Source organism: Streptomyces sp. NPDC097981, assembly GCF_040302565.1.
Taxonomy (GTDB): Bacteria; Actinomycetota; Actinomycetes; order Streptomycetales; family Streptomycetaceae; genus Streptomyces.
In genome coordinates, this window is sequence record NZ_JBEORW010000030.1 from 74,611 (window position 1) to 95,278 (window position 20,668).

Consider the following 20,668-nt stretch of genomic DNA (forward strand, 5'->3'; position numbering starts at 1 on the left):
GGCTTCCTGCATGCCTTCCGTGACCTGCCGGCAGCCTATGGGCAGTACCACTGGAGTGCCCTGCTGGGCGACTCCACGGACGACTTCTACCATCTGCACTGCCCGCACTACGACGTGATCGTGGCAGCGCGCCCGCCGTGCTGCCGCCCTCCTTCCTCCGTCTGCCGGACCCGCCTCGCCGGCCTCCCAACGGACGACAGAACCGAGTGTCAGTGCTGTGGCCCAGGATGAGGGCGTGACCCAAATACTTCCGCTGGCCCTGCCGGGCACGCTGGTGGACCACCACCGCATCGACCTGACCGCGCTCTACTCCACCGGCTGGGGCATCCACACCTACGATGTCGCCGGCACGCCGAACGGCGAGGTGTACGCGCTGTACGGGGTGTACCGCCACACCTACGGGGTGGCCGATGACGAACAGGACCCTGCGAAGGCGGGCTTCGGGTACCGGATCATCACCCGGTACTCCGCAAACGGTGAGGTTCTGGCGAGCGCCCTGTTCCGCTCGGACGGCGCCGGGGAACCGTCGGCGGTGGTCGACGGCAACGACATGAGCCTGTGCGTCCTGCCGGACGGCGTCCTTGCGATCAGCACACGCCCGGACAACACCACCCTGGTCGCCCCCGACCTGAGCCGGGTCCTGGCCGCCTACGACTCGAAGGACCGACGCCCTTTCGGGGAGTTCGCGCCGGGCGACGCCTTCGCCACCTCCATCAGCGTCACCCCATCGGGCCGACTGCTGTGCACCGTCGCCGAATACGGCGTGTGGCGGTACGGCAACCTCCTCACCAACATCGTCGGCGTGGCCGACGGCGCCCTGACCGCCCATTCCAAGCCGGTGATCAAGGCACTCGCCGCACTCGACCCCGCTCCGGCCCACCACAGCGGCATCGACTCACGCGCCCACGCCACGTACCGGGGCGCGCCGATCGGTCTGGCGAACCGGCCCCGGCCCGCGCTGACCGAGCTGGTGGCCGACGAGGACCCTCTCTCGGGCTGGGACGACTCGCGTCTCGGCCGGCCCGTGGCGCTGGCCGACGACCTGTTCGTCGTCCCCGTCTACGCCAAGACGTTCCGCGGCGGCAGCCGCGGCCGTCCCTTCGTCTTCGCCCTCGTCGACGACCGCGGGGAGATGACCGGACGCCTGCACGGGCTGCACGAGTGGCGCGACTCCCCCTTCACCGGCTTCAACTTCAACCTGGCCGCCGACCCCAACCACGGCCACGCCTTCCACCTCAACCGATACGGCCTGTACGCCTGGAACAAGGCAGGGGTGCTCCGCGCCAAGCTGGCCACCGACACCAAGGCCTTCAAGCCGCTGACCCACTTCACCCTCGCAGCCTGTTCCCCCGACGGTGACCTGCTGCTGGTCCACACCAAGCAGCACCTGATCCTGCGCGTACCCGCCCCCGACGATCTCACCGTCCTCGCGGCCGCAGTCGAGGAGGCGCTGCGCGCCTACGCCCGGCAACGCACCGCCTTGAAAAAGGAGTGGGAACCCGTCAACTGGCACTGGACCCTGACGTCCGCGCCGGTTTACCGCCTCTGACCGGCGAATATTGACGGCCGCCCCGGGGCCCGGGCGAGTGTTCCCGGCCGGCATCGGCGTCGCGGTAGGGTGCGCGGCCGGGCACCACGACTCTCATCAGCTCTTGCTGATACAGCCGCAGCCACACGAACGCGTCCGGCGAGGCCGGCACGTGCCGCGCGGCCTTCGCGCCTTTGCGGATCACCCCGGTCGACTGGTCCAAGGAATGGCCGAAGGTCGCGACAGTGAACGCTCCAAAACCTGCGTCAGATCCTCACCCCGGGCCTGGACCCGCTACCCCTTCCCGGTCACTGCGCGCTCGGCGGCCCGTAAACGACATTTCTTGCATATTTTTGCAACCTTGGGATCGAGAAACACATCCAAAGAGGAGGACCCACCCGTTCTGCCCGCCTGAGGGCAGCCGCACAGTTCGGAGCGAAGTTCGTGCACGAGTACCCGCAGCCGCAGCAGCGGCCCAGGCGATCCCGCAAGAAGGTATGGATCGGCTCCGCGGTGGCCGTGGCCCTGCTCGCCGGCGCCGGCGCCGGGTTGATCCACTGGACGACAGACTGGTTCGACGGGAACGGGGAGTCCGTCAGCTACGCGAAGCCCTCCACCGGAGCGGGCAAGGACAAGCAGACCGGCGGCGGGAAACAGGCCGCCGCGCCGAGCGCGGACCCGGACGTGTCCCTCCCCGCCGGTCCGTTCACCGACTTCAAGCAGACGGTCAAGCTGGACGACGGCACCCGCATATCCAAGGCCCGGGTGAAGGGCCCCAAGTCCGGCTTCGAGGGCAGCGTCTGGGTGTGGACGCCCAAGGAGTACGACCGCCCGGAGTACGCGAAGAGCGCCTTCCCGGTCATGGTCGCGCTGCCCGGAGGCAACGGGAACGCCGACAACTACTGGGCGACCATGCCGAAGCTGGGCCTCCAGACGGCCATCTCCGAGGGCGCCGCGGCCGGCAAGAGCCTCCCGTTCATCCTGGTCATGCCGCTCCTCAACCCGGACAGCAAGTACTACTACGACGGCTCCGACATACCCGGCCAGGCGAAGATGGGCACCTGGATCGGCGAGGACGTACCCGACCTCGCCCAGGCCAACTTCCGTACCTACAAGTCCCGCGACGGCTGGGCCTTCATGGGCAACTCGTCCGGCGCCTTCGTCGGCCTCAAACAGCTCCTGCAGAAGCCGGACCGCTTCCGGGCCGTCATAGCCAACGGCCCCGACATCGTCCCGGACTCCCCGCTCTGGAAGGGCCACCAGGCGGAGATGGACGCGAACAACCCTGAGAAGCTCGCCCCGAAGCTGATCAACAACAAGGGACCCGAGGTGAACATCTTCTTCCAGTACGGCACCAAGGAGGGCGGCCGCGACCGGATGGAAAAGTTCCAGCAGCAGTTCGGCAAGGGCCCGATCAAGGTCACGATCCACGAGATCCAGGGCGGCGACCACAACGGCTGGGACTACGTCCGGGGCATGAAGGAAGGCGCTCTGGAACAGCTCAGCAAGCTGATGAAGGGCCCGAAGCCGCAATAAGGGCATGAGCGGAAGGCCTCGGGGTCACAGGCGCGATGTGGAGGGGCGGCGCGTCCGTGGGCATGTACTCCGCGCGGATGCCGAAGTGGGGTGGCTCCAGTGCCGGCCTCGCCACCGAGGTGGTGGTCCATCCAGCGGTAGGCCATGTCGGTGGGCTTGGAGACGAGGCCGGCCAGGCAGCGAGGCGAACAGGTCTCCCCCGGCGCTGGGCCGGCCACAGCCCTGACCTGGGGGTCGTTCCCGGCCGGCGGCAGCAGGCTCGTCCCGGCGCCGTAGGAGAAGCCGAAGCAGCCGATCAGCGGGGCGGGCATGAGGACAGCGGGACGTTTCCCGGACTGGACCTCGCGCGGAACACTCAGCGCCGCGTCGATCACCGTCCCGTCTGCCATGGAAGTGGGTGAGGGGCCGCAAGGTCATTCGGGGATGGCGGCAGGTTCGTCGTCCCAGGCCAGCGAGGAGATCTTCCATCCTGACGAGGTCCGGACGAACTGGGTGGTCTTGTGACCGGAGCCCTCGAACCACGCACCGTTGCGGAAGCCGGACTTGCGGTATTCGCTGAACCGGTGCGCGATCGATCCGAAGATCTCGGTCCGCGCGGCGACCTCCCATTCGGAGAACTCCGTCAGCGTCCCGTCGGTGAGCATCTTCTGCCGGGGTTCGATGAACGCGTCGAGGTCGTAGATCACGGGCTCGTCCCCGACGTTCGCGATGATCCTCCCCTGCGGAATGAAGACGTCGCGGATGACGCCGAGGTCCGGCCGACGGTCGCCGGTGTTGGTGAAGGCACCGACGAACACGCGCATCAGCCCGTCGAGCTCGGCCCGGACATCGGACACGGACACGTCCCCGAGAGGCGGCCACTCTTCGGAGAGGACCGACCAGACTTCGCTGTCGCGCCGCACACCTCGGTACGAAGAGCTCTGCCGCAGCACACCGTCGCGGGTCATTCCCAGCCGGCGCGCGACGGCGATGCTGCGGGTGTTGCCGGCCGTGACCCACCATTCGACGCGGCTCATCCCGCGCTCCCGGAAGGCCCAGCCGATCAGCGCCCGGCAGGCCTGGGTGACCAGGCCCCGTCCCTCCCCGGCCGGCTCCAGCCAGCAGCCGATCTCACACACGCCGGAGGCGCTGTCGAAGCGGGTGAACATGACGCCGCCGACCAGAGTGCCGTCCAACCAGAGCCCGTAGATACGGCCGGTGTCCGTGGCCAGACGGTCGGCATATCGCTGGAGGGTGGCCGTGGCCGAGTCGAGGTCGGTGCTGAATGTCGCCCAGGGTATCCACGGGTCCACGGAGGCCCGGGCGCGGTCGATGTGGGCGAGGAACTCCGGTGCCTGCCAGGGCTCCAAGGGGCGGAGTCGGGCATGGTCGCCGAGCGGCAGGGTGAACATGGAAGCCTCGCTCTCTGGTGCGTAACAAGCGTTCGGTACGTAGGATGGCAGTATGCCGCCTGCACCTGGAGACCGTGAAGCCCGCCGCAAGGACGTATCCGAGGCGGTGTGGCACGTACTCGCCGACAAGGGGTTCGGGGGGCTGACCCTGCGTGCCGTCGCCGCTGCGATGGGGGGCTCGACCGGGATGCTCATGCACTACTTCCCGACCAAACGGGCCCTGATCACGCACGCCCTGGACCTGCTGGAGAAGCGCACCGCGGAGCGCCCCCGCCGCGCGCGTCCCACCGCGGGCCTCGCCACCGTGCGCGCCATGCTCCTCGACATCCTGCCGCTGACCCCGGGCGACATCGCCCGCAACCGCATCTGGGTCAGTTCCTGGGACCTCTCCCTCGCCGACGACGGGCTGAGAGCCGAGCAGGCCGATCGCTATACCCGGCTGCGCTCGACGATCCGGCCACACCTCGAAGCCGCGCGCGACCTCGGCGAGCTCCCCTCAGCGGCCGACCCGGACCAACTCGCCGCCGCCGCCGTCGCGTTCACTCACGGACTCGTCGTCCAGGCCCTCTTCGACCCCAGCCGATTCCCCGAGGACGTACAGATCACCATGCTCGACGACTTCCTCGCCTCGACCGCGCTGCCCCGCTCCGCCGGCGACGGCAGCCGACCGGCCTCTCGCCGTTAGAGCGCCTCCCCCGCCCCGCGTCCCAGTCCGGGGCACGGACGACCGTGCCCCGGCTACCTGGTGCCAATGCGCCCGTCGGCCATGGTTGGCTCAAGGGACGACCGAGATGTGCTCTATCGCCTGGCGGTCGTCCACATCCGCAGGAACAGAGTCGGAGCTGTCCGTCATGGCGCCCACCCTGCCCGGACCACTTCAGAAGCGCCAGAAGATACAGAACAAGGTCAGGGGATGTGCTCGATCCGCTGCCCGTCGAGGAGGTACACCGGCAGGTGCGGACGGTCCGCCGCGACCGGGTACCCGTAGTCGTGGGCCAATGCGGCCATCGCCAGGGGGCCCAGGGCCACCCGGGCGCGCGGGGCCTGCGATGTCCCCCAGTAGCCCGCGTGCTCCGCGACCGCCTCGGCCAGTGTCTCCGCGAAGGCGTCCCGGTCGCCCGTGATCAGGCGGTGGAAGAGCGCGACCGGCTGGTAGTCGATCCCGTTCACGAACTCCTTCGGGGCACGGGCGATCCGCTCCGGCATCGAGGCCTGGATCGCGGCGAGCAGCTTGTCCACGACCTCGTCCATGGACTGCCGGGTCGTCGCGAAGTACGTCTGCAGGGTGTCGATCCAGTGCAGCACGTACTCGTCGACCGAGTCGTCCTCCCGCAGCCGCTCGATCGGCACCCGGCACAGCCGGTCGATCCGCTCCTTCTGGCGGCACACGACCGCCAGGTAGAGCGCGTCGAGCCAGGCCCGGGCGTCCGCCGGGGGAACGGCCGGGAGGGCGGGCAGCCGGGTCACCAGGTCCTCGCCCAGGTGGCACTCCATCGGCTCCGCGCCGGTGAACAGCGCGCAGCCGAGCTGCACGGCGGTGGCCCACGCGTCCCAGGTGGTGACGTCGGACGCCTTCGGGTCGTCGGCGCAGCGCGCGTGGGCGAGGGCGACGGCCGCGGCGAAGGCGTCGCCCAGCCCCGACGGGTCCCGTGTGAGCTGCTCCAGCGCGCCGGCCGCGGCCCGTTCGAGCCCGGCTGCGTCGGAGGGCGTCCGCGCCGCCGGGCTGGTGGTCGTCCGTCCGGCGCGGTCCAGGCGGACCAGGCCCTTCATCAGGCCGAGCAGGTGAGGCTTCGGCTGCAGGGAGAGGGTGCTGGTGTCCTCGTCGATGACCGTGAGGGAGGTCAGGCTGCCCTGGTACCACCAGTAGACCCGTGGGGAGAGCGGGCCCGGCCCGTCCTGGTGGGCGCGCAGGGCGTACGTGGCGAGGTCGTTGAGGGCGTCGATCACCGTGCCGTCGGCGATCGGGTGGTACGCCAGCAGGTGCCGGGTCGGTACGACCACCAGGGCGCCCGCCTCCGGCAGGGTCTCACCGGTCAGCCGCCGGACCGTTTCCGCCAGGAACAGTGCCCGGCTCGCGACGAACGGGGAGTCGCCGTACACGGAGTGCAGCGTCGCCCGTCCCTCGACCGGCACTTCCTCGTACGTGACCGGCACGTCCATCAGGTTCTCGTACGCCGCCCGCCCCAGGGTCTCCAGCCCGGCCCGCTCGACGTCGGCGTCGGTCAGGATCCGTACACTGTCCGGCCCGTCGAGGGCGTAAGCGAATACCAGCCCCTCCGCCACCACCCGCGCGTAGCGCATGCGGTCCACCAGCTCCGGCGTGAGGGAGTCGACCGGCAGCAGCCGTGCGTGCGCGCCGCGCAGCAGCTCCTCGCTGCTCTCACCGCCGCGGCTCGCCCGCCGCAGCACCTCAAAGTGCGCGGCGACCAGTTCGGGCCATTGCTCTTGCGGAACCTGTGCGCAGCGGGCCGCGAGGCCGTCCAGTGCGTAGTGGTGCCCGTCCTCGGTATGAGGGGCGGCAAGGTTCCGCAGGTACGCGGCCTGAGAAGGAGTCAGCATCGGCAGGGCCGGGTCGAAGGCGTCCATGGATCCGGGGATTTCGTCTCGTTTCATCCCCGCGACCCTACGATGCGCCAGTGACAGGCAGCGCGGCGGGACCGGCCGGCGCCGGCCTTCCGCGTTGGGCGCTTTGATCTGCGCCACGGCCTCGTCGGGGACGGTACTGGGCGCGCCGGTTGGCCACATCGCCGGCTCCGGTTCCGGCGGGGCCGGAGCCGGCTTCACCGGCGAGGAGCTCGCGGCCTGGAGGGAGCAGGCGCAGGCCGCCCCGCAGCCGAATCCCGACGATCATGCGCCGGGCGTGGACTGCCGAGCGCGCCTCAGTACGCCCGCGGGCCGTCCTCGGTGGCGCTCATCGGCTGCGGGTAGTACAGCTCCCCGTCCTTCATTACCTTCTGGCACGTGTACTGGGTGGGGCCCATGGGCACCGCGACGGCCTCGGGCACGTCGTTGCACCGGATGTAATCCACAGAGTCACCGCCGTTGCCGAAGATGATCCGCTGGACGCCCTCCTTCGACATGATCCCCTTACGGGGCCTCGCGGTGAAGTTCACGTAGCCTGGCAACCAGCCCGGCTCGTCGCCGATGGCAACGTCCCACTCGACCTCTGCGCCCTTGTAGTTGGACGTACAAACGACCGTGGTGCCCTTCTTCGAGCCCACGTCCGTCGGGCACGTGGCGGTAACTTCCCCTGTGGCATTGGCCAAGGAGAGGGTCTTCTTACGGAGCTCGTACTCCAGGTTCGCCGCGAACGGCGCGTCGGCAGCCGGCGACGGCTGCAGGTCGCCCTCCGGGAGGGGACCCGGACGATCCAGCCTGTTCGGCAGCCGGCTGATGGAAGGCTCCGGCTTACTCTTCAAGTCGGAGCCCCCACACCCCGTGGCCAACAAGCCCACGCTCACCATCGCCACGATTCCAACGATCCTCATACGCATGATCGAAAGACTAGTCCCCCGAACCGGTTTCGCGATCACGGCCGCAAGCGCCCGGTTCCGGCCCGTGCGGCCTGTGCGGCCTGTGCGGCCTGTGCGGCCTGTGCGGCCTGTACGGAATCGGCCGTCGACTGGGATCCCGAGGATCGCCGCCTGGGTTTCTCACCCTTCGGCGGGCATCGCCCGCTGCCAGTTCCCCGTCCATAAACCCTACGAGGCCGAAGCACTCGACCTCTACAACGTCATCGTGAGCGTCGCCGTCAACGCGTGGCTGGCGGGCCACATCCGCGGCGAGGACGGCTGCCCCGGCTGCCAGGGCAGCCGCGGCACGGCAGGCAGCGACTGGCAGGCTCAGATGAACTCCATCACGGCAATGCAGCCCGGCATCACCAAGTGGTTTCCGACCCTGGCAGATGGACCGCCGCACTGATGCGAACGTCTGCGCCCGTGGCGGCGGGCCGTCCGGCTGCATCACCATCACCCGTCTGACGCCGGCCACGTCGGCCATCTGACACCGGCGCTGCTGCAAGCCGCCCGGCGCCTGCGATCTGAGTACGGCACACACCCGCGAGGTGAGTATCCGGACGGCTGCCCGGGTGGCTGTTCGTCTGGAGTGTCGGCTTCGCCGTCGTAGCGTCGGTCGTCACTCTGGCCGCTCCCGTCCTGAGGGTGCGCCAGGCGGCGCTCGGCGCCCAGCTCCTCGGGGAATGCACAGCGCTGCTGGTGATCCTCAGCTACTACCCATGACCTGCTGCGCGCCGGCGACGGGGCCGCCCGGCAGCCGCAAGACAGGCGGTGTATCCGGCCCGGAACGGGGCGAAGGCGTACTCAGGTGGTCGGCGGCCGGCTGCGGGCGCAAGGGCGGTAGAGCCATCAGCGGTTGCTGGTCGCAGCCCTCGACGAGTGGCTGTGACCAGCACTGTCACAACAGGCCCTGGCTTGATCTTTGACCTGCGCGGCGCGGCGGAAGGGTTTCGGCGTCCGAAACCCTTCCGGAAGTCGACAACAGCCGCATCGCCCTGCTCGGCACCAGCATGGGCGGCATCCTCGCCCCCAGAGCCGCCGCCTTCGAACACCGCCTCGCCGCGCTGATCGCCGTCGACGGCGTCTACGACCTCGGCCAGATATCCGTCCGGAACATCCCCACTGACCGCGAAGCGGCCGAGCGCCTCCTCCGCTCGGGATCCGCCCCCGAACTCGACGCCTCATTCGAGAAGCTCACGGCCACTGACGCGACCGCGCGTTGGGCGATCAACCACGGCATGTACGTCATGGGCGTGGACACCCCCCGGGACTTCAGCGCCTCCTACCTCGACTACACCCTCGACGGCGGCATCGCCGAGCAGATCCAATGCCCCACCCTCGTCTGCGACGCCGCCGAAGACGAATTCTTCAAGGGCCAGCCCGAACAGCTCTACAACCACCTCACCTGCCCCAAAACCCTCATGATGTTCACCGCCGAAGAAGGCGCCGGCGCCCACTGCCACCCCGGCGCCATGCGCCTCTCCCTCGCCCGCATCTACGACTGGCTCGACAACACCCTCACCCACACTCCCTGACGAGAGAGGCCGCCGACCGCCACTTCACCCCCCAGTACCGACAGCGCACCGACGGCGAGTGGGCCGACCGTGCCGAGTTCCTCGACCACACCAGCCACACGGGTGCTGCGGTCGATGACCTGGGCATCGAGACTGCGCGCCAGGGCGGCCACGTGCTGGGAAGGGCCGAAGGGCGAGGTGCAAGGCGGCGGCTGCCTGGTTGAAGCCGCCGCGCTCCGCTACCGGCCACACGCCGCGGAGCCGCTGCACATCGATCGACAGTCCGCCTTAATACGCATTCAGTAGGCGAGCACTTCTGCTGATGGCAGTGCATGTCCAGGATGAGGGCATGCAAAGGATCTGCGTCATCGGCGGAAGCCGGTACTTCGAGGTCTACGACCCGGCGACCGCCGTACTGCCGGCTGTCCCGCCGGGCACGCCGGGCACGCCGGTGCCGGAGGAGATCGTCGACCCGGCCGCCTGGCTGGTGGCCATGGGCCTTCCCCGGCACGACGACGCGTACCTGGAGGCGCACTACGCCGAGCGCTACGAGGAGCCGGCGGACCTGCTGCCGTGAGTGGCCACCGCCGACTTCACCGGCCCGCTCAACGCTTGTTCCGACGGGCCCCTCGACGTACACACGGTCTCGTCGCGGTCATCGCCGCGCAGGCCGGACGGAAACCGCATGAGGAATGGAGCCACCATGCAGTACCGCACGATCGCAGACATCACCGTCAGCGCCATCGGCCTGGGCGCGATGCCGCTGTCCATCGAGCAACGTCCGGACGAGACGCGGGCCATCGCCACGATCCACGCCGCCCTCGACGCGGGTGTCACGCTGATCGACACCGCTGACAGCTACCACTGGTACGCCGGCGAGGTCGGCCACAACGAGCTGCTGATCGCCCGCGCCCTGGCCCGCTACGGCGGCGGCACCTCCGGCATCCTGGTCGCCACCAAGGGCGGCCGCGGCCGCCCGGGCGACGGCAGCTGGACCGTCACCGCCACCCCGGATCACCTCAAGCAAGCGGCCGAGGCCTCCGCCAAGCGCCTGGCCCTCGACGCGATCGGCCTCTACCAGTTGCACAAGCCGGACCCCGTCGTGCCCTGGGCCGAGTCCGTCGGCGCGCTGCGTGAGCTGCTCGACGCCGGCACGATCCGCGCCGTCGGCATCTCCAACGTCACCACCGCCCAGATCCGCGAGGCACATGCGATCCTGGGCGACGGGCTCGCCTCCGTACAGAACCAGTACTCGCCGGCCGTGCGCGACAGCGAAGCAGAGCTGCAGCTGAGCACACAGCTGGGCTTGGCCTTCCTGCCTTGGAGCCCGCTGGGCGGCATCTCGCGCAGCTCTCTCGACGGACCCTCGGGCCCCACCTCGGTCGGCACTGCCTTCCACAGCATTGCGGACGACCACGGCGTCAGTCCGCAGCAGATCGCCCTGGCATGGCTGCTCGCCCGCTCCCCGGCGGTGATCCCGGTACCGGGAGCCAGCCGCCCGGCCTCCATCACTGACTCTGCCGGGGCCACGGACCTCAAGCTGAGTGTGGAGGAACTCACGAGGCTCGATGACGCTCTGCCGGGGTGACCTGGGCGCCGGCGCACAGGACGCTGGCCTTGCGGACGGTGGTGAACTCTGAACCTTGACGTCCGGTTGTCGTGACCCCGACTGACCGACCGAGGGTGAATCCTTTTGCAGTGCGCATGCCTCTCATGGGTGTGCGGACGATATGGTCCGCCGTGTGACGGGAGGTAGTCATGGTCATAGGCGTTGTCGTCGCCGGGGCGGTCATGCTGTGCACCTGTGCTGTAGTGGTGCGGCGCCGATGGGGGCGTTCACGTGGCTGACCTTGTGTGGCCAGCTGAGCAGCTGGTGGTCGCGGCCCAGAGCGGTGATGTGGAGGCGACGGCAGCCGTGCTGGCCGGTTCCCACCCGCACCTGCAGCGGTTCGCCCGGTCGCTGTGCGCGTCGCCTCAGGACGCGGAGGATGCGGCGCAGGAGGCCCTGATCATCCTGTACCGGAAGATCGGCATGCTGCGGGCGTCCGGGGCGCTGGCCTCGTGGATGTTCCGCATCGTGCGCAACGAGTGCCTGCGGCGGATGCGGCTGACGGCGCGTGGCGGCGGGCCGGTCCCGGAAGGCAATGTCCCCTCGTTCGAGGACGAGGTGCTGGTGCGGCTGGAAGCGGAACGGGTGGCGCAGGCCATCACGGCGCTGCCCGCTGACCAGCGGCGTGTGCTGATCATGCGGGACGTCCAGGGCTACAGCGGGCGGATGGTCGCCGAAACACTCGGTCTGAGCACCGCGGCGATGAAGTCCCGCCTCCACCGCGCCCGTACAGCGGTCCGCCAGGCGCTGCGGACGCCGATGGGCTCCGCGTCGGGAGGCAGTGATGCGTGACCCCGGGCGTTTCACCAGCGCGTCACTTCCGCGGCATCTCCTGCGCGGAACGGCGGGCTTCGCGGCGCTGGCCGGATCGCTCCTGCTGATCCCGCTGTTGGGGCCCGGCAGCCTTGTGGTCGCGGCCGCGGGGCTGTTCGCGCTTCGCGGTTGCCCGATGTGCTGGGCCATCGGTCTCGTGCAGATGCTCTCCGCGGGACGCCTGCGCCGCGCGTGTACGGACGGCCGCTGTGAGCTCAGGAGAGCGGACGCACCGCCGGCCGACCGGCACGGCGGGGCCTCGCCCTCTGAGGAGTTGTCGTCGATCGTCGTTCCCACATCAGGATCGATGCGGGGTTGACGGCTGCCTTCCAGGACTGGGCGGTTTTGGCGTACCGGGTGGCGAGCACCAGCGCCTCCCTCCCCATCTGAAGTGTTCAGTCGCTTACTGGCAGGTCGCATGGTGCTCTGCCGTGAGCGGGTGAACGGCATGCATGGTGAGAGCGCTGGTGCGCGGCCGGTTCCCGCGTACTCGCGGCCGTGCATCAGGCTCGGGTGCCGACGTGATGCTTCACAGCCGCCGGACACGCAGCACGCCGGTCACCATCGGTACCGTGAACTCGCCGCGGCCGGTCTCCGGTCGACCCGTGAGGAATCCGCGGATCCGGCCCAGTGTGGCCTCCCGTTCCTGTTCCGGCATGACGAGCATCCCTGCGCGCGTCGCGATCGTCGCGACGAGAGAGTCGGCGGTACGGCGCTGCCCGTGCGGGAACTCGGTCTGCTCCGGCGAGCCGAACCGGGGCCCCACACCTGTCTTTGGAAGGTGCATGCCGGCCGTCGCGGCACGCCAGCTGGTGGGCGTGTCGCGCGGGCCGATCGCTGCGGTCCCGCCGACCCGCACGAGCCCGGCGACCCACTCGACCTGGTCGTCCATGAGGTTCCACAGGCCGGCAAGGATGCCGCCGGGCGCAAGGACCCTGGCGATCTCGGGTCCCGCGACGGCCATGTCGAACCAATGCATGGCGTTGCCCGCCAGCACGGCGTCGACCGAGGCGTCCGGCAGCGGTATCGCCTCGGCACTGCCCGGCAGGGCACGGACAGCCGGCAGCGAGCGGCGCAGCTCGGTCAGCATCGCCTGGTCGGGCTCGACCGCAATGACTTCGGCGCCCAGCGCGACCAGCGTGGCGGTCAGCTTGCCGGTTCCGGCGCCGATGTCAAGCACGCGAGGACCGGGCGCGGGTTCGAGTGCCCAGCGCACCGCGGCCTGCGCGTAGTCCGGACGGTGCTCGGCGTATGCGGCCGCCGCCACACCGAACGACGAGGCACGAAGTAACTGTTCGTCATGATCCATACCCCGTTACGCTATCGGCGCTACTGGCGGTCGGTCACCCCCTCGGCACTCTCCTTGCCGTCGCCGCTGTGCCGCTGGGCGGCGCGATCACCTCCGTCATCGGCTGGGTCTCCGTCCATTGACCCGCCCACCCTGCGCGGATCCCTTGGCCGGACAGCAGACCCGCACCTCCCGCACATCGTCGTGGCGAAGGGACGTCGGGCCGTTCGCGATGCAACGCCGTGACCATCCGATGGGTGTGAGTCGAGTCCAACTGAACGCCCACTGCCGTGCCCCGAGGCGGGCTCGGCGCTCACGGTGCGCAGGCTGCGGCGCCCGGCTCGCCTCGCGGGCCTCCCGCGCATCGCCCATGCTGAGCAGTAGGGCGCCGTCGGCCTGAGGCGTGTCCTTCCAGGGTGCCGGCAGCTCTCTCGCGCGTACGAAGCCCTTGGTCCCGGCTCCATCGTTTGGCGTCTGGGGCTACTCGGCCCCCGCTGCTCGTGCGCCGGGTCGGACCCAGGCATGGGGCTCGTCCGGCCTGGTGACAGGACGGACCTGACCCAGCCGACAGCCGAACGGACACCGGGCAGTGTCAGGCCCGGCTCGATCACATGACTACGCGGTGAGGCCGGAAATGGACAAGAAGAAGCCGAAGAACCTCAGCGATCCGGAAACGCTCTCTGACGAAGAGATGATGAAACTGATCAACGAAATCCTCGACAGCGTCCCACCCGAACAAGCCGAAGGCTGCCTCCTCGCCATTGCCGACGGAAGACCGGCTCCCCGCGACGTTCCGGTTGACCTGACCCCCGCCCAAGCGAGCAGCCTTCTCCTCTTCCTCCACAGAGGCGGCGGCTGATTCCGGCCCAGATCGACGGGGCCCACCAGCGTGACCGGGCAACGCAAGCCTGGCGCCGCGTGTTGACGGATACCCCGCCAGGGTGTCGGCGGCCCGCTCCGGCGGGAGGGGATCGACCTTTGCGGCAAGCCGCTCTGCCGGTGGCGGCTCCGACTGCGCCGTGCGCGCGGCCCGGCCGACGGGTGCGGGCGTGGTGGATTTCACCGGCGAGGACGCCGAAGGCCGAAGAGCGGGCCCGGACTCGCCAGTGGTGCCGGGCATCCTGGCAAAGCACCTGCTTCTCACCGCCCGCTGAGGCTGGCCGTCGTGCAGGCAGACCGAGGCGTACATGGCCCGTTTGCCCGCGCGACAGCCCGAAAAGTCATCTCATTTGCAGGGCGGCACGATGCTGGCTCGCCCGTCCCAGGCGTGCGTCCCACACTGGTACCGGACACGGTCTTGCTGCGGCGGTGCCGTCCGGGTCCCGGCGGGCGGGAGGCAGATCATGGTCATCAGTCACCACATCACCGAAGGCACCCTGCATGTGGAGATCCCCCAGGAACTGGACGTCACCAACCGGGCGGCGGCTGCCCTCCAGATCGAGGCCCTCGTCCACGCCCACCATCCGAGTCGGGTCACGATCCACCTGCCGACGGACGCTCCCTCCCCCATGACGTTCAGTGCCCTGGGGCGCGCCTCCCGCATGTGCCAGAGCCTGGGTATCCCGTTCACCGCAACCGGGCCCGGCGGCCGATCAAGCCTGGTGCCCCTCGGCGACACTGCCGACGCGATCCGGCCCGAGCAGCTGGAGCACGGCATGCGACACGACCACTGACCTCGTTCGCCTCGGCTCCTGTGCCCGGGCACAGTGGCGCGGTGAGCAAGGGCGGGGCTCACGCCGGAACTGAATGCGAGTGACGGATGTCGTATAAGTCATGCATCATGGGCGGTCATTGCCGCGTGAAGCGCTCACATGTTCGAGTAAGGAATTCTGGTGCAGCCAGCTGTTTCGGCGACTCCCGCCACAGGTATGCCGCTGGGCAGCAATCTCATACAGGCCTGCCTGGAGCTGCTGCACCAGGCACAACAACTCCCCGTGGATGATGCTCAGCGCCGTCTGCTGGAACAGGCCGCCAGCGACCTCGTACGCGACGGCCGGCACCGGCGACGCGCTCAGGCACGCGCAGATCGGACAGCAGCCGACGCGAAGCTGCTCGCCTCCACCGCCACCGGCGCCCCCGAACGCACCATGGACGCCGCGCTGCCCACCGACACTCCCACCCGGCAAGACCTGACCGTTCGGGAGTACATCGCGCATCGGCCCGCCCCTGGCCCTGGTGCGAAGCGCCGATCGCCGGACGGCACCCCGGACGACCGCAGGCCTCTCAAGCTGCTGAACCGCCCGCAACGCTGCTACGTGTGCAAGAACCACTACCGGCAGGTCCATCACTTCTACCACCTGCTGTGTCCCCAGTGCGCCGAGGAGAACTTCACCCGACGCACGGCCCGCACCGACCTGACCGGCCGACGTGCGCTGCTGACCGGCGGACGCGTCAAGATCGGCTACCAGGCCGCGCTGATGCTTCTGCGGGACGGGGCCGAGCTCACCGTGACCACCCGCTTCCCCCGCGATGCAGAACGCCGGTTCGCCGCAGCGCCCGGCGCCGCCGGCTGGTGGCACCGGCTGCAGATCGCCGCCCTCGACCTGCGTGATCCCCGGCAGGTCCTGGCGTTCACCGACCATCTGCTCGCGCAGGACCGTCCCCTGGACATTCTGATCAACAACGCGGCTCAGACCCTGCGCCGCACCCCTGAGGCCTACAGTGCGCTGGTCGCCGCCGAGACCACCGCCCGAACCGCACTTCCCGCGGCTCGGATCTGGACCGCTCCGGGATTCCTCGCGCCCGGCCCCCGTACTGCGCCCCTGCCGTGGACGACAGAACTCACCCCCCGGCCCGAGACGGGCAACACCCTGGCCGGCACCGCAGACACGGCTGAGCCATCGGCGGCCGCCGCCCTGCTGCCGCGGGAAACCGTGGACGAGGCGGGCCTGCTGACCGAGACGTCCGCCACCAACTCCTGGACGCTGCGGTTGGGACAGGTCGACCCGGTCGAACTGCTGGAAGTCCAGCTGGTCAACGCCGTCGCGCCGTTCCTGCTCGCAGACCGCCTACTGCCCCTGCTCGACGCCTCCCCGCACGCACACCGCTACCTGGTCAACGTATCTGCCGTCGAAGGCCAGTTCACTGTCCGGAACAAGACCAGCGACCACCCGCACACCAACATGGCCAGAGCAGCCCTGAACATGCTCACGCGCACCAGCGCCGCCGACCTGGCCTCCCGCGGCATCCACACCTGCAGCGTCGACACCGGGTGGGTCACCGACGAAAAGCCCCTCCCCGCGCGGGAACGGCACGCCGCCACCGGATTTCGCCCTCCGCTGGACATCGTCGACGGCGCAGCCCGCATCTACCACCCCATCGTGCAAGGACAAGCGGGCGCGCCCGTCCACGGGGTCCTCCTCAAGGACTACCAGCACGTCGCATGGTGACCTGACCGGACCCGGTCCCCGCTCAGAGCGCCCTGCAGAGCCGGCGCAACGCGGCACGGTCTCCAAGACCCGGGCGGCGGCGTCACAGGGACGTCGGCGGTGTCCAGCCCGGATCGCGTCCGCTCAGCCCGATTGCCCGGTCCAGCAGCGGAGCGTCGTCCGGTACGGGCACGACGGCTCCGAAGATGCCCCCACCGCGGTCCTCGTCCTCGGCGGCCGCCAGCAGGAAGGCGTGCGCAGCGCGCAGCGCGGCCGCATCGGGGGCGTACTCATGGCCAGTGGCCCGCGCGAGGTCCCAGCCGTGGATCACCAGTTCATCGACGGCCACGGCACCCGCAATCTCGCCGGGCAGGTCCACGCCGCCTGCGCGGGTCATGCCGGTCCAGGCGGCCGGGTCCATCCATGCTTCGGCCATTTCGGTGAGGACCCGGGGCAGTTCCTCGCGCCATTGGCCGGGCAGGGCGGGCACGGCTGCTGCGTCGGGTGCCGTGTCGGTCGTGGGCCCCAGATTCTTGCGGGCTGCGTCGCGGAAGGCGACGGCAAGGTGTGCGAGGTGGCTCAGCATGTCGCTGACCGCGTACTGGGGGCAGGGCGTCGGATCGGCGAGCCGGTCGTCCGGGACTGCCGCCGAGAGTCGGGCCACGGCCCGGGCTTGTGGTCGTAGGTCGAGAGTCGTCGTATCGCTCACGGTCGGGCCCCTGCGTTCTTGCGCCACTATGCGGCAGCCACGACTTCCCCGGCCAGGACCTGAGGAGGGGTCGGGAGCAGTGGTGCGAGGTGGTCCCGCACGAAGTCCGCCGCGGTCGCAATCGATTCCTCGGCACCGGCCTGGTCCTGGAAGACGCTGGTCGAGACCATCACTCCGTTCCCGGCATCGATCCAGTAGTAGGCCACGAAGCCGGGGACCCGGCTCATGAGCGGCACGAACCCCTCTCGCACGATGCGTGCCGCCTCGGCGGGGTCGGTCACCCCTTCGTACCGCCGGACTGCTGCGTACATGGCTGGCTCCTCGATGGCTGCGGGGCGGTCGTTGCCAGGACGGTCTACCCTCGCGACGGCCGCCACGATCGCAAGCCGAACGGCTTTCACCACCAAGTACCCCCTCCGTGACCCGAACGGCGCCTTCGCGCCGGCCTTGCAAGGTCCGGCATGCCGCCGCCATCGGGGATCCGGCCGGTTTCGTCCGGCCAGCGCGTCCCACCGCCGCTTCCCGCCGCCTATACGGGCTGCGCTTGGACCTGGATGCTCGTGGACCGCAGGGCAAGGACCGCGATGTCGTCCTCCAGCCTTCCGCCGCTGTAGTGCACCAGGGCCTCGTGAAGCCGGTCGAGCAGTTCGCGGGGCGGCGCCGGGCTTTGCCGACGCATCCACTCCGGCAGCGGGAAGAACTCACCGTCGCGATCCCTGGCCTCCGTGACACCGTCTGTGTACAGCAGCAGCTGGTCGCCCGGGGCGAAGACGAGGGTGTCGACGCAGTAGTGGTCTCCGATGAGCGAGGCGAGGTTGAGGGGCGGAGAGGGGGTGGTGGGGTCCAGGACGCGGATCTCGCCTCGGCGGACGAGCAGGGGCGGGGGGTGTCCGCAGTTGAGGATGCTGATGCGGCCTCCGCTATTCGGGATCTCAGCGAGCAGAGCGGTCGCAAAGCGCTCTGGCAGGTCCAGAGCGGGGAACGCGTCGCTGTGGCGGGAGATGCTGGCCTCCAGGCGATGGACGACGCCCCTCAGGTCGGGCTCGTCGTACGCGGCCTCCCTGAAGCTGTTGATCACCGCTGAGGCCGCCCCTACGGCCGCCAGGCCCTTGCCGCGTACGTCGCCGATGAGCAGACGGACCCCGAACGGCGTGTCGACCGCCTCGTAGAAGTCTCCGCCGATCCGGGCCTGCTCCTGGGCCGCCAGGTACAGCGACTCGATCTCGACATCCGCGATGCGGCGCGGCAGGGGGCGCAGCAGTACCTTCTGGGCTGTGTCGGCGATGAGCCGGACGTGGAGGAGCGTCTCCTCCCTCTGGAGCCGGACGTGGCTTGCGTATGCGGCCGCCAGGGTGACCGCAATGATCGCAGCCGCCGTGTAGGGAGTCCCCAGGTCGGTGTAGGCGAAGCTCAGGCCGATCATGACCAGCAGGCAGAACGCCCCCAGCAAGATCGTGGGAAGTACGGGCCACATCGCGGCCGCGAGAGCCGGTGCGGCAGGCAGGAGGCGGCTGAAGGCGAACTCCCTCGGTGTGGAGAACGCCAGAGCGGTGATGAGCACGGTGACGAACACCGGCGACAGCAGGGCAGCGTCCCACCGGCCGCCGTAGAGGGGGCGGCGGCGCCCCGATCGCCTTGCTCTGATCACGAATGCATCATATCGGGGCAATAGGGGCGCCGGGCTGCAACGGAATGCACCCCTCACGCTCGGTGATCAGCCGCTGGCGCCCCAAATGCACCGGTCCGCTCGATCGAGGCCGCGATCCCGTCCGCCCGGACGGTAGAGCCGCCTCGGCCGTGGGCACCTGTGGCGCGCTTGGGCCGCGCGGTTTCCGGAACAGCTGTGCGAAGACCGCCCCCGCCCGTCGGCCATGTCGCTTCGACCGGCGGGCGAGGGGGCTGGTGGCGCCTGTGGGCCGGAGCGTTCAGAAGGTGATGGTCTGTCCCTCACGTTCGGCTTGTCGCGCGGTGTAGGCGACGCCGTGGACTTTGAGGCCGTCCGGGTCGAGGAGAGTGATCGTGCCGCCTTGGTTGTCGAGGTGGAATCCGTTGCCGCCCTGGACCGTGAGAGTGGTGCCGGGCTGGAGCAGGCCGGCGGGGAGCGGGATGGTCTTCTGGTTGCGGTCGGCGAGCCGCCAGCCCTGGAGGTTGACCGGCGCGGGAGAAGCATTGAGCACCGTGACGATTTCGGCTTCGGCCGCCGGGCCGGCGGGGTTGACCAGTGCGGCCATGATCCGCAGGGGTTCCGCGCGGTCGGCGGGGCGGGGAGGTGCGGTGTCGATGGGATGGCCGGTGGTGTCGTCGGTGTGCCAGGCCTGGGACTGGAAGGCCAGGAAGACCGCGACCCAGCGGTTTTCGGCGGGCAGGCGCACGAGCAGGGCGCCGTCCTGCCAGACTCCGTTGTCGGAGCGGAACCGACCGCTGTTGCCCTGGTTCATGTGGATGTCGTGGACGCCGTTGCCGGGCCGGAACCCGAACACCTTGTCGGCGATGCTCGCCTCGGGGCCGAAACGCTGCCCGAAGAGATACACGGCTGCGGTGGGGTCGGCAATGGCCCGCTGTACGTAGTGGTCGAGCAGGTCGGCCAGGTCGTTGTCGGAGCCCGCGAGATCGGGCGGAAGCATTCGCATCGAGGCCGGGTCGAACAGGTTGCCGCGGATGAAGTCGAGGCTCGCCTCCCCCGGCTGCGACGCCAGGGCCGTCCATCCACTCCCGGCCGGCGGGAGCAGCTCGGTCACGGGGTGGCGGAAATCGTCGTCGGCCAGATACAGCAGCTCCGAGGGGGCCTGCTGCGACTCGACGTTGACGGCGGCACGGTAGTGGGTGCCAGCATCATCGGTGAGGTGGATCTGGTAGTGCGGCGTGTCGCTGGATCCCTCCCGGCGCCGGTCGATGGCGCGGGCGGCCAACACACCGTATTTCTTCAGCGGCATGGGTCCATCCTCCGGATGCGGTGGGAGCGGCACGGCCGGGGTGTGGTCGTGCCGACGGGGCAGGCTTGGTCGGGAATGCGCCCGCCGCGGTAACGGAGCAGCGAGCGCCGAGGCCGGCTGCCCGGCGCAAGTCCGTGCCGGATGCAGGTCTTCGGGATGCGCGGGGTGAGGTTCCGGAGCCGGGATCGGCCGGGGCGCTCGAAGCCGGAGGTACCGATCCGGGAGCCGATCCGGGATCCGATCCGGCAGCCGCTCGGGCCGAGGAGGGTCAGCGGTGCGGCGGCCGAGGCCGGCTCGTCGCCGAGGTCGCCGAGGTCGCCGAGCACGAAGACATCGCGGGCCGCGCCGTCACCTGTCGGGAGCCCATCGGCCGGGCCCGTACCGTGACGGCCTCGACGCCGCGCCGGAACAGGTCGTGCGAGCCCTGGCGGGCGCGTTCGCCTTCGTCGCGAAGGCCGAAGCCG

19 protein-coding genes are annotated in these 20,668 nt (G+C 69.9%); 11 read left to right on the plus strand and 8 right to left on the minus strand.

The window, feature by feature from the left end:
• The first annotated feature begins 235 nt into the window (after positions 1-235).
• Positions 236-1,549 (plus strand): hypothetical protein, encoded by a 1,314-nt coding sequence (locus tag ABTY04_RS26675; RefSeq protein WP_352215916.1) that lies wholly within the window; start codon positions 236-238, stop codon positions 1,547-1,549.
• 423 nt (positions 1,550-1,972) lie between these two features.
• Positions 1,973-3,064, plus strand: a complete 1,092-nt coding sequence (locus tag ABTY04_RS26680) for an alpha/beta hydrolase (RefSeq protein WP_352215917.1) — start codon at positions 1,973-1,975, stop codon at positions 3,062-3,064.
• A 413-nt stretch (positions 3,065-3,477) separates the two neighbouring features.
• On the opposite strand, the gene ABTY04_RS26685 is transcribed toward ABTY04_RS26680, so the two are convergent.
• Entirely contained in the window at positions 3,478-4,455 is a 978-nt protein-coding gene (locus tag ABTY04_RS26685) for a GNAT family N-acetyltransferase (protein ID WP_352215918.1), read from the minus strand.
• 52 nt (positions 4,456-4,507) lie between these two features.
• Here ABTY04_RS26685 and ABTY04_RS26690 point away from each other — a divergent pair, with 52 nt between their 5' ends.
• Complete coding sequence (locus tag ABTY04_RS26690) at positions 4,508-5,140, plus strand: TetR/AcrR family transcriptional regulator (protein WP_352215919.1); 633 nt, start codon at positions 4,508-4,510, stop codon at positions 5,138-5,140.
• A 221-nt stretch (positions 5,141-5,361) separates the two neighbouring features.
• Here the strand turns inward: ABTY04_RS26690 and ABTY04_RS26695 are convergent, their stop codons facing one another.
• The gene (locus ABTY04_RS26695; RefSeq protein ID WP_352215920.1) at positions 5,362-7,068 is read right to left on the minus strand and encodes an immunity 49 family protein; all 1,707 of its coding nucleotides are present in this window, start codon (positions 7,066-7,068) and stop codon (positions 5,362-5,364) included.
• A 266-nt stretch (positions 7,069-7,334) separates the two neighbouring features.
• Entirely contained in the window at positions 7,335-7,949 is a 615-nt protein-coding gene (locus tag ABTY04_RS26700; RefSeq protein ID WP_352215921.1) for a hypothetical protein, read from the minus strand.
• A gap of 244 nt (positions 7,950-8,193) precedes the next feature.
• On the opposite strand from ABTY04_RS26700, the gene ABTY04_RS26705 reads away from it, so the two are divergent.
• The 5 genes from ABTY04_RS26705 (at position 8,194) to ABTY04_RS26725 (ending at position 11,885) form a co-directional block, all read left to right on the plus strand.
• Entirely contained in the window at positions 8,194-8,376 is a 183-nt protein-coding gene (locus tag ABTY04_RS26705) for a hypothetical protein (protein WP_352215922.1), read from the plus strand.
• A 604-nt stretch (positions 8,377-8,980) separates the two neighbouring features.
• The gene (locus ABTY04_RS26710; protein ID WP_352215923.1) at positions 8,981-9,505 is read left to right on the plus strand and encodes a hypothetical protein; all 525 of its coding nucleotides are present in this window, start codon (positions 8,981-8,983) and stop codon (positions 9,503-9,505) included.
• Between the two features lie 328 nt (positions 9,506-9,833).
• Positions 9,834-10,061 (plus strand): hypothetical protein, encoded by a 228-nt coding sequence (locus tag ABTY04_RS26715; RefSeq protein WP_352215924.1) that lies wholly within the window; start codon positions 9,834-9,836, stop codon positions 10,059-10,061.
• 126 nt (positions 10,062-10,187) lie between these two features.
• Entirely contained in the window at positions 10,188-11,072 is an 885-nt protein-coding gene (locus ABTY04_RS26720; RefSeq protein WP_352215925.1) for an aldo/keto reductase, read from the plus strand.
• Positions 11,073-11,324: 252 nt separating this feature from the next.
• Positions 11,325-11,885, plus strand: coding sequence for an RNA polymerase sigma factor (locus ABTY04_RS26725; protein WP_352215926.1), 561 nt, complete (start codon positions 11,325-11,327; stop codon positions 11,883-11,885).
• Positions 11,886-12,435: 550 nt separating this feature from the next.
• Here ABTY04_RS26725 and ABTY04_RS26730 read toward each other — a convergent pair.
• On the minus strand, positions 12,436-13,215 hold the full coding sequence (locus ABTY04_RS26730) for a methyltransferase domain-containing protein (protein WP_352215927.1): 780 nt from the start codon (positions 13,213-13,215) through the stop codon (positions 12,436-12,438).
• Between the two features lie 613 nt (positions 13,216-13,828).
• On the opposite strand from ABTY04_RS26730, the gene ABTY04_RS26735 reads away from it, so the two are divergent.
• The 3 genes from ABTY04_RS26735 to ABTY04_RS26745 all read left to right on the plus strand — a co-directional run bounded on the left by ABTY04_RS26735 (position 13,829) and on the right by ABTY04_RS26745 (position 16,583).
• Positions 13,829-14,053, plus strand: a complete 225-nt coding sequence (locus ABTY04_RS26735; protein WP_352215928.1) for a hypothetical protein — start codon at positions 13,829-13,831, stop codon at positions 14,051-14,053.
• A gap of 484 nt (positions 14,054-14,537) precedes the next feature.
• On the plus strand, positions 14,538-14,867 hold the full coding sequence (locus ABTY04_RS26740) for a hypothetical protein (protein WP_352215929.1): 330 nt from the start codon (positions 14,538-14,540) through the stop codon (positions 14,865-14,867).
• 195 nt (positions 14,868-15,062) lie between these two features.
• The gene (locus ABTY04_RS26745; RefSeq protein ID WP_502996721.1) at positions 15,063-16,583 is read left to right on the plus strand and encodes an SDR family NAD(P)-dependent oxidoreductase; all 1,521 of its coding nucleotides are present in this window, start codon (positions 15,063-15,065) and stop codon (positions 16,581-16,583) included.
• Between the two features lie 82 nt (positions 16,584-16,665).
• Here the strand turns inward: ABTY04_RS26745 and ABTY04_RS26750 are convergent, their stop codons facing one another.
• The 4 genes from ABTY04_RS26750 to ABTY04_RS26765 form a co-directional block, all read right to left on the minus strand.
• Complete coding sequence (locus ABTY04_RS26750; RefSeq protein ID WP_352215931.1) at positions 16,666-17,271, minus strand: TIGR03086 family metal-binding protein; 606 nt, start codon at positions 17,269-17,271, stop codon at positions 16,666-16,668.
• Positions 17,272-17,297: 26 nt separating this feature from the next.
• Positions 17,298-17,582, minus strand: a complete 285-nt coding sequence (locus ABTY04_RS26755) for a hypothetical protein (protein ID WP_352215932.1) — start codon at positions 17,580-17,582, stop codon at positions 17,298-17,300.
• Between the two features lie 218 nt (positions 17,583-17,800).
• The gene (locus ABTY04_RS26760) at positions 17,801-18,844 is read right to left on the minus strand and encodes a PP2C family protein-serine/threonine phosphatase (RefSeq protein ID WP_502996722.1); all 1,044 of its coding nucleotides are present in this window, start codon (positions 18,842-18,844) and stop codon (positions 17,801-17,803) included.
• A gap of 352 nt (positions 18,845-19,196) precedes the next feature.
• A complete protein-coding gene (locus tag ABTY04_RS26765) occupies positions 19,197-20,204 on the minus strand; it encodes a DUF2278 family protein (RefSeq protein WP_352215934.1) in 1,008 nt (335 codons plus the stop codon).
• Positions 20,205-20,668: the final 464 nt, after the last annotated feature.

What these genes read in the sequence shown, in the direction of transcription:
- ABTY04_RS26685 (WP_352215918.1), bottom strand. Translation starts at nt 4,455, where the DNA reads ATGTTCACCCTGCCGCTCGGCGACCATGCCCGACTCCGCCCCTTGGAG.
- ABTY04_RS26690 (WP_352215919.1), top strand. Translation starts at nt 4,508, where the DNA reads ATGCCGCCTGCACCTGGAGACCGTGAAGCCCGCCGCAAGGACGTATCC.
- ABTY04_RS26695 (WP_352215920.1), bottom strand. Translation starts at nt 7,068, where the DNA reads ATGAAACGAGACGAAATCCCCGGATCCATGGACGCCTTCGACCCGGCC.
- ABTY04_RS26700 (WP_352215921.1), bottom strand. Translation starts at nt 7,949, where the DNA reads ATGCGTATGAGGATCGTTGGAATCGTGGCGATGGTGAGCGTGGGCTTG.
- ABTY04_RS26710 (WP_352215923.1), top strand. Translation starts at nt 8,981, where the DNA reads ATGGGCGGCATCCTCGCCCCCAGAGCCGCCGCCTTCGAACACCGCCTC.
- ABTY04_RS26715 (WP_352215924.1), top strand. Translation starts at nt 9,834, where the DNA reads ATGCAAAGGATCTGCGTCATCGGCGGAAGCCGGTACTTCGAGGTCTAC.
- ABTY04_RS26720 (WP_352215925.1), top strand. Translation starts at nt 10,188, where the DNA reads ATGCAGTACCGCACGATCGCAGACATCACCGTCAGCGCCATCGGCCTG.
- ABTY04_RS26730 (WP_352215927.1), bottom strand. Translation starts at nt 13,215, where the DNA reads ATGGATCATGACGAACAGTTACTTCGTGCCTCGTCGTTCGGTGTGGCG.
- ABTY04_RS26735 (WP_352215928.1), top strand. Translation starts at nt 13,829, where the DNA reads ATGGACAAGAAGAAGCCGAAGAACCTCAGCGATCCGGAAACGCTCTCT.
- ABTY04_RS26740 (WP_352215929.1), top strand. Translation starts at nt 14,538, where the DNA reads ATGGTCATCAGTCACCACATCACCGAAGGCACCCTGCATGTGGAGATC.
- ABTY04_RS26745 (WP_502996721.1), top strand. Translation starts at nt 15,063, where the DNA reads ATGCCGCTGGGCAGCAATCTCATACAGGCCTGCCTGGAGCTGCTGCAC.
- ABTY04_RS26755 (WP_352215932.1), bottom strand. Translation starts at nt 17,582, where the DNA reads ATGTACGCAGCAGTCCGGCGGTACGAAGGGGTGACCGACCCCGCCGAG.
- ABTY04_RS26765 (WP_352215934.1), bottom strand. Translation starts at nt 20,204, where the DNA reads ATGCCGCTGAAGAAATACGGTGTGTTGGCCGCCCGCGCCATCGACCGG.